Source organism: Pseudomonas sp. HLG18 (assembly GCF_051903985.1).
Taxonomy (GTDB): Bacteria; Pseudomonadota; Gammaproteobacteria; order Pseudomonadales; family Pseudomonadaceae; genus Aquipseudomonas; species Aquipseudomonas fluorescens_BT.
In genome coordinates this window covers 422,847-442,577 of sequence record NZ_CP195831.1, presented here as the reverse complement: position 1 = coordinate 442,577, position 19,731 = coordinate 422,847, and the positions used below count along the sequence as shown (strand labels likewise).

At 61.3% G+C, this 19,731-nt stretch carries 23 protein-coding genes; 10 read left to right on the top strand and 13 right to left on the bottom strand.

Features of this window, described 5'->3' with window-relative positions; genetic code table 11:
* Nucleotides 1–84: 84 nt before the first annotated feature.
* Nucleotides 85–993, top strand: coding sequence for a DMT family transporter (locus ACSPX5_RS02180; RefSeq protein WP_169429296.1), 909 nt, complete (start codon nucleotides 85–87; stop codon nucleotides 991–993).
* Between the two features lie 57 nt (nucleotides 994–1,050).
* On the opposite strand, the gene ACSPX5_RS02175 is transcribed toward ACSPX5_RS02180, so the two are convergent.
* The gene (locus ACSPX5_RS02175) at nucleotides 1,051–1,914 is read right to left on the bottom strand and encodes a DMT family transporter (protein WP_439820874.1); all 864 of its coding nucleotides are present in this window, start codon (nucleotides 1,912–1,914) and stop codon (nucleotides 1,051–1,053) included.
* 408 nt (nucleotides 1,915–2,322) lie between these two features.
* On the opposite strand from ACSPX5_RS02175, the gene ACSPX5_RS02170 reads away from it, so the two are divergent.
* On the top strand, nucleotides 2,323–2,502 hold the full coding sequence (locus ACSPX5_RS02170) for a hypothetical protein (protein ID WP_439820873.1): 180 nt from the start codon (nucleotides 2,323–2,325) through the stop codon (nucleotides 2,500–2,502).
* Between the two features lie 46 nt (nucleotides 2,503–2,548).
* Here the strand turns inward: ACSPX5_RS02170 and ACSPX5_RS02165 are convergent, their stop codons facing one another.
* Together ACSPX5_RS02165 and cysK are read right to left on the bottom strand one after the other, a co-directional pair.
* Nucleotides 2,549–3,487 carry an aspartyl/asparaginyl beta-hydroxylase domain-containing protein gene (locus ACSPX5_RS02165; protein ID WP_169429293.1) on the bottom strand — a complete coding sequence of 313 codons (939 nt, stop codon included), beginning with the start codon at nucleotides 3,485–3,487 and terminating at the stop codon, nucleotides 2,549–2,551.
* A 187-nt stretch (nucleotides 3,488–3,674) separates the two neighbouring features.
* A complete protein-coding gene (cysK, locus tag ACSPX5_RS02160; protein ID WP_207867187.1) occupies nucleotides 3,675–4,649 on the bottom strand; it encodes a cysteine synthase A in 975 nt (324 codons plus the stop codon).
* 128 nt (nucleotides 4,650–4,777) lie between these two features.
* Here cysK and ACSPX5_RS02155 point away from each other — a divergent pair, with 128 nt between their 5' ends.
* Nucleotides 4,778–5,854, top strand: a complete 1,077-nt coding sequence (locus tag ACSPX5_RS02155; protein WP_439820872.1) for a DUF748 domain-containing protein — start codon at nucleotides 4,778–4,780, stop codon at nucleotides 5,852–5,854.
* Here the strand turns inward: ACSPX5_RS02155 and ACSPX5_RS02150 are convergent.
* Nucleotides 5,851–6,351 carry a helix-turn-helix domain-containing protein gene (locus ACSPX5_RS02150; RefSeq protein WP_169429290.1) on the bottom strand — a complete coding sequence of 167 codons (501 nt, stop codon included), beginning with the start codon at nucleotides 6,349–6,351 and terminating at the stop codon, nucleotides 5,851–5,853. The genes ACSPX5_RS02155 and ACSPX5_RS02150 overlap by 4 nt on opposite strands.
* Nucleotides 6,339–6,569: a DUF4160 domain-containing protein gene (locus tag ACSPX5_RS02145; protein WP_169429289.1), complete on the bottom strand. Its 231-nt coding sequence runs from the start codon at nucleotides 6,567–6,569 to the stop codon at nucleotides 6,339–6,341. Before ACSPX5_RS02145 ends, ACSPX5_RS02150 begins: the two co-directional genes overlap by 13 nt.
* A gap of 200 nt (nucleotides 6,570–6,769) precedes the next feature.
* Between ACSPX5_RS02145 and ACSPX5_RS02140 the strand changes: the two genes are divergently transcribed.
* The gene (locus tag ACSPX5_RS02140; RefSeq protein ID WP_007911294.1) at nucleotides 6,770–7,615 is read left to right on the top strand and encodes an AAA family ATPase; all 846 of its coding nucleotides are present in this window, start codon (nucleotides 6,770–6,772) and stop codon (nucleotides 7,613–7,615) included.
* A 12-nt stretch (nucleotides 7,616–7,627) separates the two neighbouring features.
* Nucleotides 7,628–8,806, top strand: a complete 1,179-nt coding sequence (locus ACSPX5_RS02135; protein WP_007956512.1) for a vWA domain-containing protein — start codon at nucleotides 7,628–7,630, stop codon at nucleotides 8,804–8,806.
* 37 nt (nucleotides 8,807–8,843) lie between these two features.
* Here the strand turns inward: ACSPX5_RS02135 and ACSPX5_RS02130 are convergent, their stop codons facing one another.
* From ACSPX5_RS02130 to ACSPX5_RS02115, 4 genes are read right to left on the bottom strand one after another with little or no spacing between them, the layout of a single operon-like run.
* A complete protein-coding gene (locus tag ACSPX5_RS02130; protein ID WP_439820871.1) occupies nucleotides 8,844–9,758 on the bottom strand; it encodes a biotin-dependent carboxyltransferase family protein in 915 nt (304 codons plus the stop codon).
* Complete coding sequence (gene pxpB / locus ACSPX5_RS02125) at nucleotides 9,755–10,459, bottom strand: 5-oxoprolinase subunit PxpB (protein ID WP_323161613.1); 705 nt, start codon at nucleotides 10,457–10,459, stop codon at nucleotides 9,755–9,757. Before pxpB ends, ACSPX5_RS02130 begins: the two co-directional genes overlap by 4 nt.
* Entirely contained in the window at nucleotides 10,456–11,208 is a 753-nt protein-coding gene (locus ACSPX5_RS02120; protein WP_439820870.1) for a 5-oxoprolinase subunit PxpA, read from the bottom strand. Before ACSPX5_RS02120 ends, pxpB begins: the two co-directional genes overlap by 4 nt.
* A gap of 60 nt (nucleotides 11,209–11,268) precedes the next feature.
* Nucleotides 11,269–12,555, bottom strand: coding sequence for an MFS transporter (locus tag ACSPX5_RS02115; protein WP_207867192.1), 1,287 nt, complete (start codon nucleotides 12,553–12,555; stop codon nucleotides 11,269–11,271).
* A gap of 146 nt (nucleotides 12,556–12,701) precedes the next feature.
* Here ACSPX5_RS02115 and ACSPX5_RS02110 point away from each other — a divergent pair, with 146 nt between their 5' ends.
* Nucleotides 12,702–13,613: a LysR family transcriptional regulator gene (locus tag ACSPX5_RS02110; protein ID WP_439820869.1), complete on the top strand. Its 912-nt coding sequence runs from the start codon at nucleotides 12,702–12,704 to the stop codon at nucleotides 13,611–13,613.
* Nucleotides 13,614–13,647: 34 nt separating this feature from the next.
* Here ACSPX5_RS02110 and ACSPX5_RS02105 read toward each other — a convergent pair whose 3' ends face one another.
* Genes ACSPX5_RS02105 through ACSPX5_RS02095 form a run of 3 tightly spaced genes read right to left on the bottom strand, consistent with a single transcriptional unit; the run spans nucleotide 13,648 to nucleotide 15,498 of the window.
* Complete coding sequence (locus ACSPX5_RS02105) at nucleotides 13,648–14,190, bottom strand: DUF2937 family protein (RefSeq protein ID WP_085710286.1); 543 nt, start codon at nucleotides 14,188–14,190, stop codon at nucleotides 13,648–13,650.
* Nucleotides 14,191–14,204: 14 nt separating this feature from the next.
* Nucleotides 14,205–14,981, bottom strand: a complete 777-nt coding sequence (locus ACSPX5_RS02100; RefSeq protein WP_025110635.1) for a class II glutamine amidotransferase — start codon at nucleotides 14,979–14,981, stop codon at nucleotides 14,205–14,207.
* A gap of 16 nt (nucleotides 14,982–14,997) precedes the next feature.
* The gene (locus tag ACSPX5_RS02095) at nucleotides 14,998–15,498 is read right to left on the bottom strand and encodes an MFS transporter (RefSeq protein WP_169429281.1); all 501 of its coding nucleotides are present in this window, start codon (nucleotides 15,496–15,498) and stop codon (nucleotides 14,998–15,000) included.
* A 99-nt stretch (nucleotides 15,499–15,597) separates the two neighbouring features.
* Here ACSPX5_RS02095 and ACSPX5_RS02090 point away from each other — a divergent pair, with 99 nt between their 5' ends.
* The gene (locus ACSPX5_RS02090) at nucleotides 15,598–17,652 is read left to right on the top strand and encodes a S9 family peptidase (RefSeq protein WP_439820868.1); all 2,055 of its coding nucleotides are present in this window, start codon (nucleotides 15,598–15,600) and stop codon (nucleotides 17,650–17,652) included.
* A gap of 108 nt (nucleotides 17,653–17,760) precedes the next feature.
* On the top strand, nucleotides 17,761–18,234 hold the full coding sequence (locus tag ACSPX5_RS02085; RefSeq protein ID WP_169429279.1) for a cyclic nucleotide-binding domain-containing protein: 474 nt from the start codon (nucleotides 17,761–17,763) through the stop codon (nucleotides 18,232–18,234).
* Here ACSPX5_RS02085 and ACSPX5_RS02080 read toward each other — a convergent pair.
* On the bottom strand, nucleotides 18,231–18,515 hold the full coding sequence (locus ACSPX5_RS02080) for a hypothetical protein (RefSeq protein WP_439820867.1): 285 nt from the start codon (nucleotides 18,513–18,515) through the stop codon (nucleotides 18,231–18,233). The genes ACSPX5_RS02085 and ACSPX5_RS02080 overlap by 4 nt on opposite strands.
* Nucleotides 18,516–18,594: 79 nt before the next feature.
* Between ACSPX5_RS02080 and ACSPX5_RS02075 the strand changes: the two genes are divergently transcribed.
* Both ACSPX5_RS02075 and ACSPX5_RS02070 read left to right on the top strand, forming a co-directional pair.
* Nucleotides 18,595–19,281 carry a hypothetical protein gene (locus ACSPX5_RS02075; protein WP_439820866.1) on the top strand — a complete coding sequence of 229 codons (687 nt, stop codon included), beginning with the start codon at nucleotides 18,595–18,597 and terminating at the stop codon, nucleotides 19,279–19,281.
* A gap of 49 nt (nucleotides 19,282–19,330) precedes the next feature.
* Nucleotides 19,331–19,702 (top strand): YajD family HNH nuclease, encoded by a 372-nt coding sequence (locus tag ACSPX5_RS02070; RefSeq protein WP_007944009.1) that lies wholly within the window; start codon nucleotides 19,331–19,333, stop codon nucleotides 19,700–19,702.
* Nucleotides 19,703–19,731: the final 29 nt, after the last annotated feature.

The following is a 19,731-nucleotide window of genomic DNA, read 5'->3' as shown; positions in this document are numbered from 1 at the left end:
CGGGACAATTAAATGCCCGTTTGGCGGTTGCCATCGTCAGGGCGCTCGGCAACACTCTCGTCCCCATCAAGGAAGGAGTTGCCCGTGAGCCCTGTCGATATTTTCCGCATGTTGTCGCTGGCTGCGATCTGGGGTGCGAGCTTCCTGTTCATGCGCATCATCGCCCCCGCGATCGGCACCGTTCCTACCGGTTTTTTCCGGGTCTCGATCGCGGCCGTCGGTTTGCTGGTGATCCTTGGTCTGATGCGCATCAACTGGGATTTCAAAGGCAAGCTCAAGACCGTGATGATGCTGGGCGTGATCAACTCCGGCGTTCCGGCCACCCTGTACTCCGTCGCAGCCCAGGTACTGCCCGCCGGGTACTCCGCGATCTTCAATGCCACCACGCCACTGATGGGCGTATTGATCGGCGGGCTGTTCTTCAGTGAAAAACTAACGGCGGCCAAGCTGGCCGGAGTTTTCCTTGGTCTGCTCGGCGTGGGTGTGCTGACCCGCGCCGGCCCGGTCGCGTTCGATCTGCCGCTGTTGATGGGCGCTGTCGCCTGCCTGCTCGCAACGACCTGCTACGGCTTCGCCGGCTTCCTCGCCCGGCGCTGGCTGGATCAGGCCGGCGGGCTCGACAGCCGTCTGTCGGCGTTGGGCAGCATGCTCGGTGCGACGCTGTTCCTGCTGCCGCTGTTCGGCTACAGCGTCATCACCCAGCCACCGGTGAGCTGGGGTGGCTGGAATGTCTGGCTGTCGCTGTTGGGCCTGGGTCTGGGCTGCACTGCGTTTGCCTACATCATTTATTTCCGCCTGCTGAGCTCCATCGGGCCGGTGAAATCGATGACTGTGACCTTCATGATCCCGCCATTCGGCGTGTTGTGGGGGGCGCTGTTTCTGGATGAACCGCTGTCGATGGCCCACGTGTACGGCGGGGTGTTGATCGCGATTGCGCTATGGCTGGTACTGAAGCCGGCGACAGTGAAACCGGTAGAAGCCGCGACCCGCTGATCGACAGATGCAAAAAGGCCCGGGAGTTTCCTCCCGGGCCTTTTTCATTTGTGGCTGTTACGCCGATTTACGGAACACGAATACCAGTCCGACAATGATCAACAGCATCCCCAGCACGCTCAACGCCGCCAGGCGATTGCCGAAGATCAGGTAGTCCATCACCGCGGTCACGGCAGGCACCAGATAGAACAGACTGGTGACATTCACCAGATTGCCCCGGGCGATCAGTCGATACAGCAGCAACGTCGCCAGCACGGAAACCACCAGTCCCATCCATAACACCGGCACGATGAAACCGGCGTTGTGCTCGAAGTGGAACGGCTGGAACGGCACGAAAATCCCGCACAGCAACAGACCGGCCAGGTACTGCACCGGCAGCGTGCCGAGGGGATTGTCGGTGATGCGCTTCTGCATGATCGAGCCGAAGGTCATGCTCGCCAGCGCCAGCAGCCCGAACAACATCCCCGCCAGTGACATCCCGGCCAGACCGATGCCCTGATAAACCACCATGATCAGACCCGCCAGCCCCAGCGCCAGACCAAACATCCGGCTCGCCGAGCGCTGCCGCTCCATGATCACCACCGTGAGGATCGGCTGCACGCCCATGATGGTCGCCATCACCCCGGGCGTGACTTTCAGGTCCAGCGCCAGCAGATAGAAGATCTGATAAGCCCCCAACAGCACCACGCCGGTGGCCATCGCGTACAGCATCGGCTGGCCGCCCTTGGGCAATTTCAGCTTGAGCAACGGCGCCAGCAGCACCAGCCCGCACAGGGCGATCACAAAACGGATCAGCAGAAAGGCAAAGGGCGAGGCGTGGGCCAGTCCCCACTTGGAGAAGATCGCCCCGCTGCTCCACAGCAGAACGAACAGGCTCGTGGACGCCGCCGCGAGCGCGGACTTTTTCGAAAGGACAAACATGAATACCACCTGTAGTCAGGCAAATAGCCAACTCAGCCGAAGCTGAAATTCAGTAGGTTTTTTCAGGCGGGCACAGGGGTCAGCAGAAAACGCTGATCAGCCCGAAACACCAACGCCCGGCGGTGATACGACTGCGCACACCGGCGTGCTACTGACAGGTGGAGGGAAATGACTGATCTGCACAGGCTGCTGATTCCCGCACGGCACGACGCCAGCGTTGACCGCTGAATCGACTACCGCGTTGATGAGGGATGCAGGCATCTGGGCTGATCTTTTTTGAAGGGATGGAAGGTGAGTAGTGGGACTCACGAGCGCCGACTATAACCAGCCTGCGACATGGATTGCAATGACTTGGAGAGGCAGGCGCATAGGCTCGTTTGCAATTGCAATGATCATAGTGGAGACGCCATGAAAGCTGTCGCTGAGAACAAAGCGCCAGGCGCCAAATCGATCAGGGCCAAAGGAAAGCTCTCTGCTGGAGAATTATCTGAAAGGGAGTTACTCCGAATCAGAGAGGCATTTGCTAATCCAGCAGCGGAAGAGCCGGGAAGTGTCCTCGCCGGCGCATCCTTTATCTTCCCCGCATAAAAAACCGCTCACAAGGAGCGGTTTTTTTACACGTCTGCATCAAGCCTCAACCAAACAGCCAATACCCCAGCAACGTCAACACCACCACCGCCAGCACCGGCCGCATTACGCGGTAGGCCTTTGGATTGCGGCGTTTCCACTGTTTAACCACACCGCTGAACCGGTCGCTGAAGTTCTTGGTCCAGGCATAGGCCCGGTTGATCCCGCCGACGCGCTCGTCGTCGAGGTTCTGCGGGGCGGTGGCACGGCCCAGCCAGGCGCTGATGGCGCGGTTGATGCGGGTCATGAGGCGGTTGCTCAGCGGACGCTCGACGTCGCAGAACAGGATGACGCGGGTCTGTTCGGTTTCGTTCTTGACCCAGTGCACGTAAGTCTCGTCGAACATCACGTCTTCACCGTCACGCCAGGCGTAAACCTGACCGTCAACGAAGATCCGGCAATCGTCGGAGTTGGGCGTCGACAGCCCCAGGTGATAACGCAGGGAACCGGCGAACGGATCACGGTGCGGGTTCAAGTGGCTGCCGCCCGGCAACAACGCGAACATCGCACCCTTGACGTTGGGAATGGCGCTCACCAGTGCCACGGTTTTCGGGCACAGGGTCTCGGCCGAGGGCAGCGGTTTGTCGTACCACTTGAGGTAGAAACGCTTCCAGCCCTTCTTGAAGAACGAGCCGAAACCGGCGTCGTTGTTCTTCTCGGCGGCGCGAATGTAGCCCTCGTCGAACAGATGCATCGCTTCGTCGCGGATGGTTTCCCAATTGTCGCGCAGCACGTCCAGTTCCGGGAACTTGCTGCGGTCCAGGTAAGGTTTGGACGGCACGCCGGAAAACAGGTACATCAAGGCGTTGTACGGAGCGAACAGCGCCGAATGGTTGACGAACTGGCGCAGCACCGGCAGACGCGCCTTGCCGCGCAAATGCACGTAGAGGATGCTGCTCACGAAAAGCAGCAACACCGATACCTTGGCGGCCAACGAAAAGGTCATCAACGACTCCTTGAAAAAAAACAACGCCACGCCCTGTCATTTACCCGACATGGCGGCCGGCCATGATAAACACTACCGGCTCCGGGAAAAACCCGCCCAACCCAAGATTCAGTGTTAAGAATTGCGCAACAAAGCACTAATTAGCATAGCGCTCCTGAACCAGGGCTGACCTGAATCAACGGGCCGCTTACTGCTGGTTCTCCTGATCGGTGAACAGATCGCTGAACAACATGCTCGACAGATAACGTTCACCGGAGTCCGGCAGTACCACCACGATGGTCTTGCCCTGCATTTCCGGGGTTTCCGCCAGGCGCACCGCCACAGCCATCGCCGCACCGCAGGAGATGCCGCACAGAATCCCCTCTTCCTGCATCAGACGCAGCGCCATGACCTTGGATTCTTCGTCGGTGACGCGCTCGACCCGGTCGACCATCGACAGGTCCAGGTTCTTCGGCACAAAACCGGCACCGATACCCTGAATCTTGTGGGGGCTCGGCTTGATCTCCTCACCGGCCAGGGCTTGGGTGATCACCGGCGAAGACACCGGCTCCACAGCCACCGAGATGATCGGCTTGCCCGCCGTATTCTTGATATACCGCGATACACCGGTGATGGTTCCGCCAGTGCCGACGCCCGCCACCAGCACGTCGATGGCACCGTCGGTGTCGTTCCAGATTTCCGGGCCGGTGGTCTTTTCGTGGATGGCCGGGTTGGCCGGGTTATCGAACTGGGCCGGCATGAAATATTTGCCTGCATCACTGGCGACGATTTCCGCGGCCTTTTCGATCGCGCCTTTCATGCCCTTGGCGGGTTCGGTCAGCACCAGTTCGGCGCCCAGCGCCTTGAGCACCTTGCGCCGTTCGATGCTCATCGAGGCCGGCATGGTCAGCAGCAATTTGTAACCGCGAGCGGCCGCCACGAAGGCCAGGCCGATGCCGGTATTGCCCGAAGTCGGCTCGACGATGGTCATGCCCGGCTTGAGTTTGCCGCTGCTTTCGGCGTCCCAGATCATGTTGGCGCCGATCCGGCACTTGACCGAGTAGCCCGGGTTGCGACCTTCGATCTTGGCCAGAATGGTCACGCCACGGGGCGCGATGCGGTTGATCTGCACCAGCGGCGTGTTGCCGATGGAATGGGCGTTGTCAGCAAAAATACGGCTCATGGCTGGGTCCTTGTGCAGCGTTGAATTCAGCGCTCCAAGGTAAGCCTGTTGACCTCCTCAGTCCAGTCGGGCCGAACGTCTGCTGCAGGCGGCAGTCAATCGCTTTACACCGTTCGGGATTTGTTGCCATGAAGCGTCGCTACCGCTGGCCGTTATGGATTGTCGCCACCATCGTGGTGTTGCTGGTCGCCCTGCACATCGCCCTGCCCTACCTCGTGCGCGACTACCTGAATGAGAAACTGGCCAACATGGGCGACTACCGCGGCCAGATCACCGACGTCGATCTGGCGCTCTGGCGCGGGGCCTACAAGATCAACGGCCTGAAAATCGTCAAGGTCGACGGCAAAGTGCCGGTGCCGTTCGTCGATGCGCCGCTGGTCGACCTGTCCGTCAGCTGGCACTCGCTGTGGTACGACCATGCGGTGGTGGCGCAGGTGAAGTTCTTCAAGCCACAAGTGAACTTCGTCGATGGTGGTGCCAACAAGCAAAATTCCCAGACCGGTAAAGGCACCGACTGGCGCGCCCAACTGGGCAAGCTGCTGCCGATCACCCTCGACGAAGTGCAGATCAACGATGGGCGCATCAGTTTTCGCAACTTCAACTCCAAACCACCGGTGAACATGAACGCCACCAACGTTGAGGCGAGCATTTACAACCTGACCAACGTCGTGGACAACAAGGGCAAGCGCGATGCCAGCTTCGAGGGCAAGGCCCTGCTGCTCGGTCAGGCACCTCTGGAGACCTCCGCCACGTTCGATCCGTTAAGCAACTTCGAGGATTTCGAGTTCCGCCTGCGTGCCCGTGACCTCGAACTCAAGCGCATGAACGACTTCGCCTCGGCCTACGGCAAATTCGACTTCAACGCCGGCCACGGCGATGTGGTCATCGAAGCCGCCGCCAACAAGGGCCAGCTCAAGGGCTACATCAAACCGCTGCTGCGCGACGTCGACGTGTTCAACTGGCAGCAGGATGTCGAGAACAAGAACAAGGGCATCTTCCGCTCGATCTGGGAAGCACTGGTCGGCGGCACCGAAACCGTGCTGAAAAACCAGGGCAAGAACCAGTTCGCCACCCGCGTCGAACTCAGTGGCAGCGTGCACCAGCAAGATATCAGCGCGTTCGAAGCGTTTTTGCAGATTTTGCGCAACGGATTCATTCAGGCCTTCAATGCCCGGTATGAACGGCCGAAGCCGGATGCGGGCTAAGTTTTTCGGTTGACGATGTAGCGCCCGGTATCCTCTGCCGCGATCAGTGCAGGTTTTTCCTGCAGCGAATCCCAACCCAGACAGGCCAGGGCCAATGACCTGGGCACGGCTTCCCGGCCATTACTGTAGCGACTGATGCTGCGAGCGCTGACACCCAACGCTTCGGCTGCCTCATTCAACGGTAAACCGGTTCGAGCGCGCCAATCCATGAAAATCCGTGTGTTTTCGTCCGGCGCATTTTGCGCGAGCGCGTCCCGGTACAAGGTATCGGCACCAATCTGGATATCCGGTTCCAGCCACTCCACGCTCCAGCCGTCGTCACCCAACTCAGCGGTTGCGAAGACTTCAGCGTCCAGTAGCGGAGCGAGCCCCGGATAGGTTTGCAGATCGCGGCTCAAGTCCAGGTTCATCTGTTGTCCGTCGATAAAGGTCAGCGACAGACAAGCATCGCCAAGAGCCTGCACTGCCGCCAGCCGCGGCCGCTTCATGAGTAACATCGTTTCCAGTCCTCCAGCAATTGCGTCTGATGGGCCGAAACCCACTCCAACGCTTCCTTGACGATCAGTGGCGGTGCCTTGCCCATCATGACCTCGACGGTTTCCAGGCTCAGCATCACATCCACTCCGCCACCGGTCAGGTGAACATGGGGTGGCGGGTGATCCTTCTCGCGCAACTGAATGCGGTATTTTTCGCGAAATCGGTATTTGGTAGTCATGCCCGAAGGCTATCGCCAAATTGGCGATACCTGAATACTGGCCTCGTGCCGAAACTGAGTCAACATGTGACGCCCCATTCAGAGACTGAATAAGCCGTCTGCGTTCACAGTCGACCGGGCTGCGCGTTATAGTCGGGCATCCGATTATTTCGCCCCCGCCCTGCCCGTTCAGGTCGGCGTTACCGTTCGAGGATTAGCAGATGAAGTTCGAAGGCACCCAGGCCTACGTCGCCACCGATGACCTGAAGCTGGCGGTCAACGCCGCCATCACCCTGGAGCGGCCGCTGCTGGTCAAGGGCGAACCGGGCACCGGCAAGACCATGCTCGCCGAGCAACTGGCCGAATCGTTCGGCGCCAAGCTGATCACCTGGCACATCAAGTCCACCACCAAGGCCCATCAGGGCCTGTACGAGTACGATGCGGTCAGCCGTCTGCGCGACTCGCAACTGGGCAATGAAAAAGTCCACGACGTGCGCAACTACCTGAAGAAAGGCAAGCTCTGGGAAGCGTTCGAGTCCGAAGAGCGGGTCATCCTGCTGATCGACGAAATCGACAAGGCCGACATCGAGTTCCCCAACGACCTGCTGCAAGAACTCGACAAGATGGAGTTCTACGTTTACGAGATCGACGAGACCATCAAGGCCAAGAAACGTCCGATCATCATCATTACCTCCAACAACGAGAAAGAGCTGCCGGACGCCTTCCTGCGCCGCTGCTTCTTCCATTACATCGCCTTCCCGGACCGCACCACCCTGCAGAAAATCGTCGATGTTCACTACCCGGACATCAAGAAAGACCTGGTCAGCGAAGCGCTGGACGTGTTCTTCGACGTGCGCAAGGTCCCGGGCCTGAAAAAGAAGCCGTCGACCTCTGAACTGGTCGACTGGCTGAAACTGCTGATGGCCGACAACATCGGCGAAGCGGTGCTGCGCGAACGCGATCCGACCAAAGCCATCCCGCCGCTGGCCGGTGCGCTGGTGAAGAACGAACAGGACGTGCAACTGCTTGAGCGCCTGGCGTTCATGAGCCGTCGCGGCACCCGCTAAGAGGCTGATGCCATGTTGCTCAACCTGTTCAATGAAATGCGTGCAGCCAAGGTACCGGTGTCGGTGCGCGAGCTGCTCGACCTGATCAACGCGCTGAAACAGCGCGTGACCTTCGCCGACATGGACGAGTTCTACTACTTGTCCCGGGCGATCCTGGTCAAGGACGAACGGCATTTCGACAAGTTCGACCGTGCGTTCGGCGCCTACTTCAACGGCCTGGAAAAGCTCGACGATCACCTGCAGGCGCTGATTCCCGAAGACTGGTTGCGCAAGGAATTCGAGCGCTCGCTGACCGACGAGGAACGCGCACAGATCCAGTCCCTCGGCGGTCTGGACAAGCTGATCGAAGAGTTCAAGAAACGCCTGGAAGAACAGAAGGAGCGCCACGCCGGCGGCAACAAATGGATCGGCACCGGCGGCACCAGCCCGTTCGGCTCCGGCGGTTTCAACCCGGAAGGCATCCGGGTCGGCGACGCCGGCAAGCGCCAGGGCAAAGCGGTGAAAGTCTGGGATCAGCGCGAGTACAAGAACCTCGACGACTCCGTGGAGCTGGGCACCCGCAACATCAAGGTCGCCCTGCGCCGCCTGCGCAAATTCGCGCGCCAGGGCGCGGCGGAAGAACTGGACATCGATGGCACCATCGACCACACCGCAAAGGACGCCGGGCTGCTGAACATCCAGATGCGCCCGGAACGGCGTAACACGGTGAAGCTGCTGCTGCTGTTCGACATCGGCGGCTCGATGGACGCCCATGTGAAGATCTGCGAGGAACTGTTCTCGGCCTGCAAGACCGAGTTCAAGCATCTGGAGTACTTCTACTTCCACAACTTCATTTATGAATCGGTGTGGAAGAACAACATGCGCCGCACCTCCGAGCGCACCTCGACCCAGGACTTGCTGCACAAGTACGGCGCCGACTACAAAGTGATCTTCATCGGCGACGCGGCCATGGCGCCTTATGAAATCACCCAGGCCGGCGGCAGCGTCGAGCACTGGAACGAAGAGCCGGGTTACGTGTGGATGCAGCGCTTCATGGAGAAGTACAAGAAGCTCATCTGGATCAATCCGTACCCGAAAGATACGTGGGGCTACACCTCGTCGACCAACATCGTGCGGGATTTGATCGAGGACCAGATGTATCCGCTGACGTTGCGCGGACTGGAAGAAGGGATGCGGTTTCTGTCCAAGTAATCCGCAATGGCTCCCCCGCCAGCGGCGGGGGAAATGATCAGAAGCGCTTCAGATACTCGATATGCTCCCGGTGCGCGACGTCCTGTACCACCGGGCGCAATCTGACCTTCGCCCCCGGCAGACACTGCGCCAGACGCGCCAGTGCCAACGGCGTCAACGCTCCCAATCGCGGATAGCCGCCAATCGTCTGCCGGTCATTGAGCAACACGATCGGCTGCCCGTCCGGCGGCACCTGCACCGCGCCCAGCGGAATGCCCTCGGAAATCATCGGTTTGCCCTGATACTGCAACGCCGTCCCCAGCAACCGAATGCCCATTCGGTCGGCACGACTGTCCAGCGTCCATGCACGGTTGAAGGCATCGAACAGGCTCTGCCCGCTGAACTGACCGATCTGCGCGCCGAGCACCAGATCGAGCGGCGCGTCGAGGCGCAGGTCCGGTCGATGCTCCGCCGGAACCTCACGCACCAATAGGGTTTCGCCCTGATAACTCAGCGAAGCGCCCTTGGCCAGCGGCAAGCCAAAACCATCAAGACCGCCAAGCGCCTCACGTACCACCGTGGCGCTGCTACCCAGCACTTTCGGCGCACTGAAACCACCGGGCGCCGCCACATAGGCCCGCGCCCCCAGCACCGGCTGGGTGAACTTCAAGGTCTGCCCTTTGCGCAGTTTGAAACTGTGCCACGGCGCCAACGCCTCACCGTCAATCTGCGCACCCAGATCGGCACCGGCCAGCGCGAGCAGACAATCCTCCTCCGCCACCACTGCAAACCCACCGAGGGTAATTTCGATCACCGGCACATCCAGGCCATTGCCCAGCAGCCAGTTGGCCCAGGCCATCGACCGCCAGTCCGCCGCGCCGCCCTGGGTCACGCCCAGATGGCGCACACCGAATCGCCCGGCATCCTGCAACAGGCACAGCGGTGTGCTCGCTTCAATCGTCAGTCGGCTCATGCAAGGACCTCCAGAGGCGTGTCGTCACCACCGAGGCGGATGAATTCGGCATGGCTCACCGCTTCGAAACGTACGGTATCGCCGGGCTGCATGAGGCTGTAGCCATCGCGTTCACGGTCGAACAGTTTTGCCGGCGTGCGACCGATCAGGTTCCAGCCGCCGGGAGACACCACCGGATACGCCGCGGTCTGGCGCTCGGCGATACCGACACTGCCGGCAGCGACCTTCTTGCGCGGGGTATTCAGACGCGGTGCCGCGAGGACTTCTTCCACCAGCCCCATGAAGGCAAACCCCGGTGCGAATCCGAGCGCGAACACCTGATATTCCCGGGCACTGTGACGGCGGATCACTTCTTCCACCGACAAACCGCTGCGTTTTGACAGCAGGCTCAATTCCGGGCCGACACTCAGGTCGTACCAGACCGGCAGCACATGGCACTGGCCGCCGGTGTGCGCATTCGGCGACAGGTCTATCAGCGCTTCGGCGATCAACTCCCGCGCCTGATTCGGGCTCAACGCGGTCAGATCGTAATGCACCATCAACGTGGTGTACGACGGCACCAGATCGATCAGATGTGCGCCGAACACCGTGCGCAACCGCTCACTGGCGGCGAGCATCCACGGCATGTTGGCTTCGGCGATTTCATCGAACAGCCGCAGCATCAGGCAATCCAGCGCCACCACTTCCACCCGCGGATTCATGGCGCGCTCTGCTCGTTCAGGGCCTGACGAATGCGTTGCACGGCGGCCACTGAACTGGCGTTGTCACCATGCACGCACAAGGTGTTGGCTTGCAGGTGCAGCGCGCTGCCGTCGCTGGCCGTGAGATTGTCACCACGGGCGATGGTCAGCGCCTGCCCGATGATGGTTTCGGAGTCGTGGTGCACTGCGCCGGGCAGTTGTCGCGAGACCAGCCGGCCGGCGCTGTCGTAGGCACGGTCGGCGAAGGCTTCAAACCAGAGGGTCACGCCGTATTCGTCGCCGAGCTGTTGCGCCGCCGTGTTATCGCGGGTGGCCATCAGCATCAGCGGCAAGCTGCGATCGTAAGCCGCGACGGCCTGAATCACCGCTCGCAACTGCGCCGGGTTGGCCATCATGTCGTTGTACATCGCGCCGTGGGGTTTGACGTAACTCACCCGCCCGCCCTGGGCACGACAGATGCCGTCGAGGGCGCCGATCTGGTAATGCAGGATATCTTGCAGTTCCTGGGCGGTGTAGGCCATGGAACGTCGGCCGAACCCCACCAGATCCTGATAGGCCGGATGCGCGCCGATCTGCACGCCATGGCTCAGGGCCAGGCTGACGGTCTTGCGCATGATGCCCGGATCGCCGGCATGGAAACCGCAGGCAATGTTGGCGCAATCGATGAAGGGCATGACTTCCGCGTCCAGACCCATGGTCCAGCTGCCGAAGCTCTCGCCGATGTCACAGTTCAATAGCAGGCGGCTCACGGTGAACACTCCTGTAGCTTTGGTCTTTTTTTATCGTAGGACGTTGTCGCAGGTTATCAGTTACTGCGCGTCCAGTTGCTTGCCACGGGTTTCCGGCAGGCTCAATGCCGCAAGGATCACCACGCCGTAGGACACTGCCGCAAAGGCACCGATGCCTACACTCAGCGGTACTTTCTGGCTGAGCAACCCGATCAGCAGCGGGAACAACGCCGCCAGCGCCCGGCCGATGTTGTAGCAGAAGCCCTGCCCCGAGCCGCGAATCCGCGTCGGAAACAACTCAGTCAGAAACGCCCCCATGCCACTGAAAATTCCCGAGGCAAAGAAGCCCAGCGGAAAGCCCAGCCACAGCATCACGCCGTTGCTGACCGGCAATTGCGTATAGAGCAGAACGATGGTGAACGAGCCGACCGCGAACAGGATGAAGTTCTTCTTGCGCCCCAACAGGTCGGTCAAATAGGCGCTGATCACATAACCGACGTAGGAGCCGATGATCACCATCGCCAGATAACCGCCGGTGCCGAGTACGCTCAAGCCGCGCTCGTTCTTCAGAAAAGTCGGCAGCCAGGAGGTGATCGCGTAGTAACCGCCGAGGGCGCCCGTGGTGAGCAGCGAGGCGCGGAACGTGGTGAAGAGCATGCCGGGGGCGAAGATCTCGTAAAACTTCGACGGGCTTTGCGGGGTTTGTTTGGCCTTGGCTTCGCGGTAGATCTCAGGATCTTTCACCAGACGGCGGACGAAAATCACGAACACCGCCGGCACGATGCCGAGGATGAACAGTGCGCGCCAGGCGTCTTCCGGCGGCAGTACCGAGAACAGCAGCGCGTACAGAATCGCCGTCAGCCCCCAACCCAGCGCCCAGCCGGATTGCACCATGCCCACCGCCTTGCCGCGGTCCTTGGCGCGGATCACTTCGCCGATCAGCACCGCGCCGGCAGTCCATTCACCGCCGAAACCGAAGCCCATCAGAGTGCGGGCGATCAACAGCTGTTCGTAGTTCTGGGCGAAGCCGCAAAGGAAAGTGAAGAAGGCGAACCACAGCACCGTCAGCTGCAGGGTGCGGACGCGGCCGATGCGGTCGGAGAGAATTCCCGCCACCCAACCGCCGATGGCCGAAGCGATCAGGGTGCTGGTGTGGATCAGGCCGGCTTCGCCGGTGGTGATGCCCCACATCGCGATCAGGGTCGGCACCACGAAGCTGAGCATCTGGGTGTCCATGCCGTCCAGACCGTAGCCGATCTTGCAGCTCCAGAAGGTCCGGCGCTCCTGCTGATTGATGTTGCGATACCAGTCGAACGGGCCGGGACGGGCCGCAGTCTTGGGGAGGTCGAGGGTGTCGGGCGCACTCATGGCATGTCTCCGCAGGCTTTTATTGGTCTTGTTCGAAGCTCCTACGACGCCTATCGTGGGAACCGGATGCGTCGATTCTTGGGTGCGTCACCCGGTCGCGTCCAACGAATAAAAACCCGCCCAAGACATAAGAAAAATTTGTTGCCATGAACCTGAAGTTTCTCGAAACCTTCGTCTGGGTCGCTCGGCTGAAAAGTTTTCGCCTGACCGCCGACAAGCTGTTCACCACCCAGGCCTCGATTTCCAGCCGGATCGCGGTGCTCGAAGGCGAGCTCGGGGTGAAGCTGTTTCTGCGCGATTCACGCGGTGTCAGCCTGACGCCGGAAGGTTTGAAAGTGCTGGACTATGCCGAGCAGATGCTCGACACGATGCAGGCGCTGAAACAGTCGATCGAGACCCGATCGAGCAAGGTCGGCCGGGTGCGCATCGGGGTGATGGATACCGTGATCCACACCTGGCTCAGCCCGTTGGTGGCGCAGATGACCGATCTGTACCCGCGAGTGGAAATCGAGCTGGTGGCGGATACCTCGCTGAACCTCTGCGATCAGCTGCAAAAAGGCTTTCTCGATCTGATCCTGCAAACCGATCTGGTGCGCCAGGAAAGCGTGCGCAGCCTGGAGCTGGCCAGTCACCCCATCGGCTGGATCGTCGCCAGCCATTCGATTTACAACCGCGACTATCAAAACCTCGCCGACCTGGCGCAGGAACGGATCATCACCTACTCGAAAAACTCCCGGCCGCATCAGGACATTCTGGCGCTGATGCAGGCCCAGGGCGTGCTGGCGCCACGGTTGAACTGTGTGAATTCGGTGTCGGCGATCACCCGGCTGTTGCGCGACGGATTCGGCATTGGCGCGTTGCCGCCGGTGCTGGTGGCCGAGGAACTGGCGCGGGGCGAACTGACCCTGCTCGACATCGAACAGCGTCCGCCGAATCTGCAGGTGGTGGTGTCGTGGCGGGTCGGTGTGGAATGGGTCGAAGAGATTGTGACGTTGTGTCAGCAGGTGCTGGAGGGGTATGCGCGCAAGGTCGGCAAGGATTACATCGCTTTAAGTTGATCGTTCCCACTGCGTGGGAACGATGCATCGAAGCTTACAACCCGCGCACATCCCGGTCTTCGATCGGCCGGCTCTGGCGCAGGCGCTTGCCGCCCAGCACCACCCAGTCGATCAGACGGAACAGGCATTCAAGGCCGAACGACAGCAGCAGCGCGCCGCTCATGCCCCAGATCATCGCTTCCGGCGTCAGCAGGATCTGGTAGCTGTAGCCGTTCCAGGTTTCCTTGCGGATGTCCGGGTCGGCGGCCAGCACCACTTGCAGGAAGCGGATGTACCACGGGCCCTGCATCGCCTGGAATTGCTTGTCCAGCGCCAGCTGACGGTTGAGCAAGGTGCTCAGGCTGTCGGCATCACTGCGAAACACCGGGTCTTCGCTGGCGCGATAGTGAGCGACCAGCGCCTGCAGATCACCTTTGAAGAACTGCTCGGCGGTGCCCTGGAAACCGCGCAGGCCGGTCTGCGCCTCGATCAGGTGCGCTTCGACCCGCTTGGCGTAATCGTTGATGAAGCCAGGCACCTGGACACCGATCAACAGGCCCGCCGCAAACAACACCAGCCGTAGATAACTGAGCAACATCGAGGAGAGATCCTTTATTCGGTCGTGCCCTGGCTGACGCATTCGCCGCGTCGCCACAGGCTCCATTGGCCCGGTTCGTAGCGGGTCCAGGTTTCATTTTCGGTCAGCGGTTCGGTGGCAATCACCGTGACCACATCGTTGGGCGTGGTTTCGGCCTGGAAATCGACGATCACATCGACGTCCTTGAGCCGCGCCGGGCCGAACGGTGCGCGACGGGTGATCTGTGCCAGTTTGGTCGAGCAATAGCAGAACAGCCAGTCGCCGTCGCTGAGCAGGCAGTTGAACACGCCTTTGCTGCGGTATTCGGCGCACGCGGCGACCAGATCCGGCAGCAGCACCTCTATATCGACCGGTTCCGGAAACGCTGCACGTACGCGGTTGAGCAAATCGCAGAACGCTGCTTCGCTGTCGGTGTCGCCGACCGGGCGGTAGAAACTCTTGATCGGGGTGAAATCGGCAAGCTGGCCATTGTGCGCAAAGCACCAGTTGCGCCCCCACAGTTCGCGGACGAACGGGTGGGTGTTGGACAGGCAGACCTTGCCGACGTTGGCCTGACGGATATGACCGATCACCACTTCGCTCTTGATCGGATAGCGCTGCACCAGATTCGCCACTTCCGACTCGCTGCTGGCCGCCGGGTCTTGGAACAGACGCAAGCCGCGCCCTTCGTAGAAGGCAATGCCCCAGCCATCGCGGTGCGGCCCGGTTCGACCACCGCGCTGCATCAGCCCGGTGAAGCTGAACACGATATCGGTCGGCACGTTGGCGCTCATGCCCAGTAGTTCACACATGTGCGGGCTCTCGTGATTACAGACGCGGCTCGACGCGCCCGCGCTGCGGATTGCTCGGCAGAGGTGGACGGCCGTAACGATCATCGCCGGCACCGCCGAACGGTTGATCGCCGTCGCGCTCGTCATCGGCACGGGCTGCTGCGCGGGCTGCTTCAGCCTGCTCCTTGCGAGCTTTCGAAGCGCGTTCGATCGGGAAGCGGATCAGCACGAAAACCAGGTACAGGCCGAACGCGATCATCGCGTACATGAGCAGTTCGGAAATCGCGCGCCAGGCGTTGTTGCCCACCTTGAACGCCAGATCCAGCGCCGTAATGGCGACGGCCGGGGCGAATTTTTCCTTCACCGGATCGATGATGGTCGGGCTGAACAGCAACACCGCCATCAGCACACGCAGCGGTTCGCGCAGCCAGCGCCACATCCAGCGGGTCATGCGCATCCACACCAGCAGGCAGCCAACAGCGGCAAAGGCGTAAAGGCCCCAGGCGATCAGATAGTCGTTCTCGGTCATGGTGTCCATGGCAAGGCAGGCAAAGAGGCGCTTATAGTAACGACTTTTCGCACGTCAGGCTTCCCCGCCGTCCGTGCAGCCCTTATTTGTCATGTCCGAGAGCTTTCCATGCCCGTATCCGCCAACGTCACCAGCGCCCCGATTGCCCGCAAGGATGCCGGTCACGACCCGTATGCCTGGCTGCAGGAACGCGACACCGACGCGGTGCTCGACTACCTCAAGGCCGAAAACGACTACCAGCAGGCGCAGACCGCCGATCAGGCCGAATTGCGCGAAACCCTGTTCGAGGAGATCAAGGGCCGGATCCTCGAAACCGACCTGTCCCTGCCGTCGCCGTGGGGCCCGTATCTGTATTACACCCGCACCACCGCGGGTGACGAATACCCCCGCCACTATCGCTGCCCGCGCCCTGCCGACGACAGCCTTACCCTCGACGAAAGCCGCGAACAGCTGCTGCTCGACCCGAATGCTCTGGCCAATGGCGGCTTTTTCTCCCTCGGCGCGTTCAGCATCAGCCCGGATCACCAGCGCCTGGCCTACAGCGTCGATGCCTCGGGCGACGAGATTTACACGCTGTTCGTGAAGGAATTATCCAGCGAACGTGTCAGCGAACTGGAATTCCAGGACTGCGACGGCAGCATGACCTGGGCCAACGACAGCCTGACCTTGTTCTTCGGCGTGCTCGACGACACCCATCGCCCGCACAAACTGTTCCGCTATCGCCTCGACGGCACTGCCGCCGAAGAGGTGTTCCACGAGCCGGACGGGCGTTTCTTCCTGCATTGCTATCGCGCCAGTTCCGAACAGCAATTGCTGCTGTCCCTGGGCAGCAAGACCACCAGCGAAGTCTGGGCGCTGGACGCCAATCAGCCGCACCAGCCGTTCACCTGCCTGGCGCCACGGGTCGAGGATCACGAGTACGACGTCGACCACGGCAAGCTTGATGGCGAATGGACCTGGTTCATCCGCACCAACCGCGACGGCATCAATTTCGCCCTCTATCAGGCCCCGGACACCGGCATCGCACCGAGCGAAGCCGACTGGCAGAACCTGATCCCGCACAGCGATTCGGTGATGCTCGATGGCGTGACCCTCAACGCCGAAGCCCTGACCCTGAGTCTGCGCGAAGGCGGATTGCCGATCATCGAGGTCCACCCACACGGTCTGGCGCCTTATCGCGTGCAATTGCCGGACGCGGCTTACAGCCTCTACGTGCAAAACAGCCTGGAGTTCGAAAGCGACCGCATTCGCCTGCGCTATGAGGCGCTGAATCGTCCGGCTCAGGTCCGGCAACTGATCCTCGCCACCGGCGAGCAGACTGTCCTCAAGGAAACCCCGGTGCTCGGCCCGTTCGACGCCGACGCCTACGTCAGCCAGCGCCTTTGGGCCACTGCCCCGGACGGCACGCTGGTGCCGATCAGTCTGGTGATGAAACGCGAAATGATCGGTAAGCCAGTGCCGCTGTACCTCTACGGTTATGGTGCCTACGGCTCGAGCCTCGATCCGTGGTTCTCCCATGCCCGCCTGAGCCTGCTGGATCGCGGTATGGCATTCGCCATCGCCCACGTGCGTGGCGGCGGTGAACTGGGGGAAGGCTGGTATCGCGCCGGCAAGCAGGAGCACAAGCACAACACCTTCAGCGACTTCATTGCCTGCGCCGAATTCCTGATCCTCAACGGCATCACCACCGCGCCACAACTGGCGATCAGCGGTGGCAGCGCCGGTGGCCTGCTGATCGGCGCGGTGCTCAACCAGCGCCCGGAGCTGTTCGGTGTGGCGATTGCCGAAGTGCCGTTCGTCGATGTGCTCAACACCATGCTCGACCCGGATCTGCCGCTGACCGTCACCGAATACGACGAGTGGGGCAATCCCGAAGACCCGGAGGTCTACGAGCGGATCAAGGCCTATGCGCCGTACGAAAACGTCACCGCGCAGGCCTATCCTGCGACGCTGGTAATCGCCGGCTACAACGACAGCCGCGTGCAGTATTGGGAAGCGGCCAAGTGGGTGGCGAAATTGCGCGCGACCAAGACCGATGACAATCCATTGCTGCTCAAGACCGAACTGGGCGCCGGCCACGGCGGCATGAGCGGGCGTTATCAGGGATTACGTGACGTAGCGCTCGAATATGCATTTGTTTTCAAGGTTCTGGGCATCGCCTGAGGAACTCCGCCGGTCAGTCAGGTCTTAATTCCGGGCACCGGGAGCCGATAAGCAGATCGGCCCCCGGTGGCGAGCCTGCCACCCGACACAACAAAAAGACCGCACGACATGTCAGAACCCACTCTACTGAACAACGAAATCCGCGACTGGCTGATGGACTGCGGCCTGTTCGATCAATTGCAACTGGCGGATTTCGCCGCCGCTTCGGGCTACTTCAGCATCAGCACCGTGGCTGAAGGCGAAGCGATCTTTCGCGAAGGCGATGCCGGCAGTTTCATGTGCATCATCCACACCGGCCAGGTGGCCGTGCAGAAAACCGGTGGCGACGGCCAGATCGTGACCATGGCCACCCTGCGCAGCGGTCGGGCGTTCGGTGAAATGGCCGTGCTCGACGGTGAACGCCGTTCGGCAACTTGCGTGGCGGCGAGCAACTGTCAGTTGCTCAACCTCGGCAAGGACTCGCTGGAAAAAATGCTCAACGATGCGCCGAAGATCGCCGCCAAGATCATCCGCGCCCTCGCCGTCTCCCTGTCCAAACGCCTGCGCATGGCCGACGGTCAACTGGCGGCGCAACAGATCTAGCCGCCGGGGGATTTGCTTTTCCCGTCAGGCTGTTCGATCCCCGGCACCGGCTGATCCTTGGTCGGCGGGCTGGGCATTTCGATCGGCACCAGCGGTGGCCCGCCACTGCCGGGGCCGGCCTTGGGAATCGGCACGGGGCTGATCTGCGGATACGGGGTTGGCGTCGCAGTACCGGGCGAACCCGGTTGCGGCGTCGGGCTGACGGGAATCGTCTGTTGCGCCTGTACGGCAGTTATCGAGAGCGCGGCCAGGGCAATGACCGTTAGAATGGTGCGCTTCATCAAGGGCTCCGTTGGCCTGAAGTCTGCCTTCAGGCTACTCCCAACGCGCCGGCTTGCCTTCCCCCCTGTAGAGATTTCCATGAAACGTTTCGTTCTGCTCGACACCACGCCGATCCCTGACAACGGCGGCGCCCTGTGCCTGTTCGAGTATGGCGAGGATTTCGTCATCAAGATCCAGGGCGGCGACGGCGGGCAATTGATGAACACCCGCATGCACGGCTCCGAAGATGCACTGGCCGAAATCCCCTGCCGCAAGGTCGCCGGCCGGCCGGATTCGCGAGTGCTGATCGGCGGCCTGGGCATGGGCTTCACCCTCGCCTCCGCGCTCAAGCACCTGGGCAAAAGCGCCGAAGTGGTGGTCGCCGAACTGGTACCCGGCGTGGTCGAGTGGAACCGTGGCCCGCTCGGTGAAAAGTCCGGGCGCCCACTGCTCGACCCGCGCACGGTGATCCGTCAGGAAGACGTGGCCAAAGTGCTGCAAAGCGAGCCCAACGGCTTCGACGCGATCATGCTCGACGTCGACAACGGCCCCGAAGGCCTGACCCAGAAGGCCAACAGCTGGCTGTATTCCGCCGCCGGCCTTGCCGCGTGCGCCAGGGCAATGCGGCCCAAAGGCGTGCTGGCGGTGTGGTCGGCCAGCGCCGACCGGCAGTTTTCCGACAAATTGAAGAAGGCCGGTTTCAAAGCCGAGGAAGTCCAGGTCTTCGCCCACGGCAACAAGGGCACGCGCCACACGATCTGGATTGCCGAGAAGCTCAAGGGCTGAGCTAAACTGGCGTCATAACCGTCATTAGTCTTTCTGCAAAGGTGAACCCATGAGTTCGTCCACCCCGACCAACACTTCGAAGCTGGATCGCATCCTCGCCGACAACCAGCGCGACAAGGAAATGGGCTACCGCGACAAGGCCCTGAAGATGTACCCGCACGTGTGCGGCCGCTGCGCCCGTGAGTTTTCCGGCAAGCGCCTGAGCGAGCTGACCGTGCACCACCGCGACCACAACCACGACAACAACCCGCAGGACGGTTCCAACTGGGAACTGCTGTGCCTGTACTGCCACGACAACGAACACTCGCGCTACACCGACCAGCAGTATTTCGGCGAAGGCTCGCTGAGCACGCCGAAAATCGCCAAGGCCACGCACAATCCGTTTGCTGCCCTGGCCGGCCTCATGAAGAAAGAGGACTGAAGATCTTCAGTGGCTGACCCGGCCCTTTC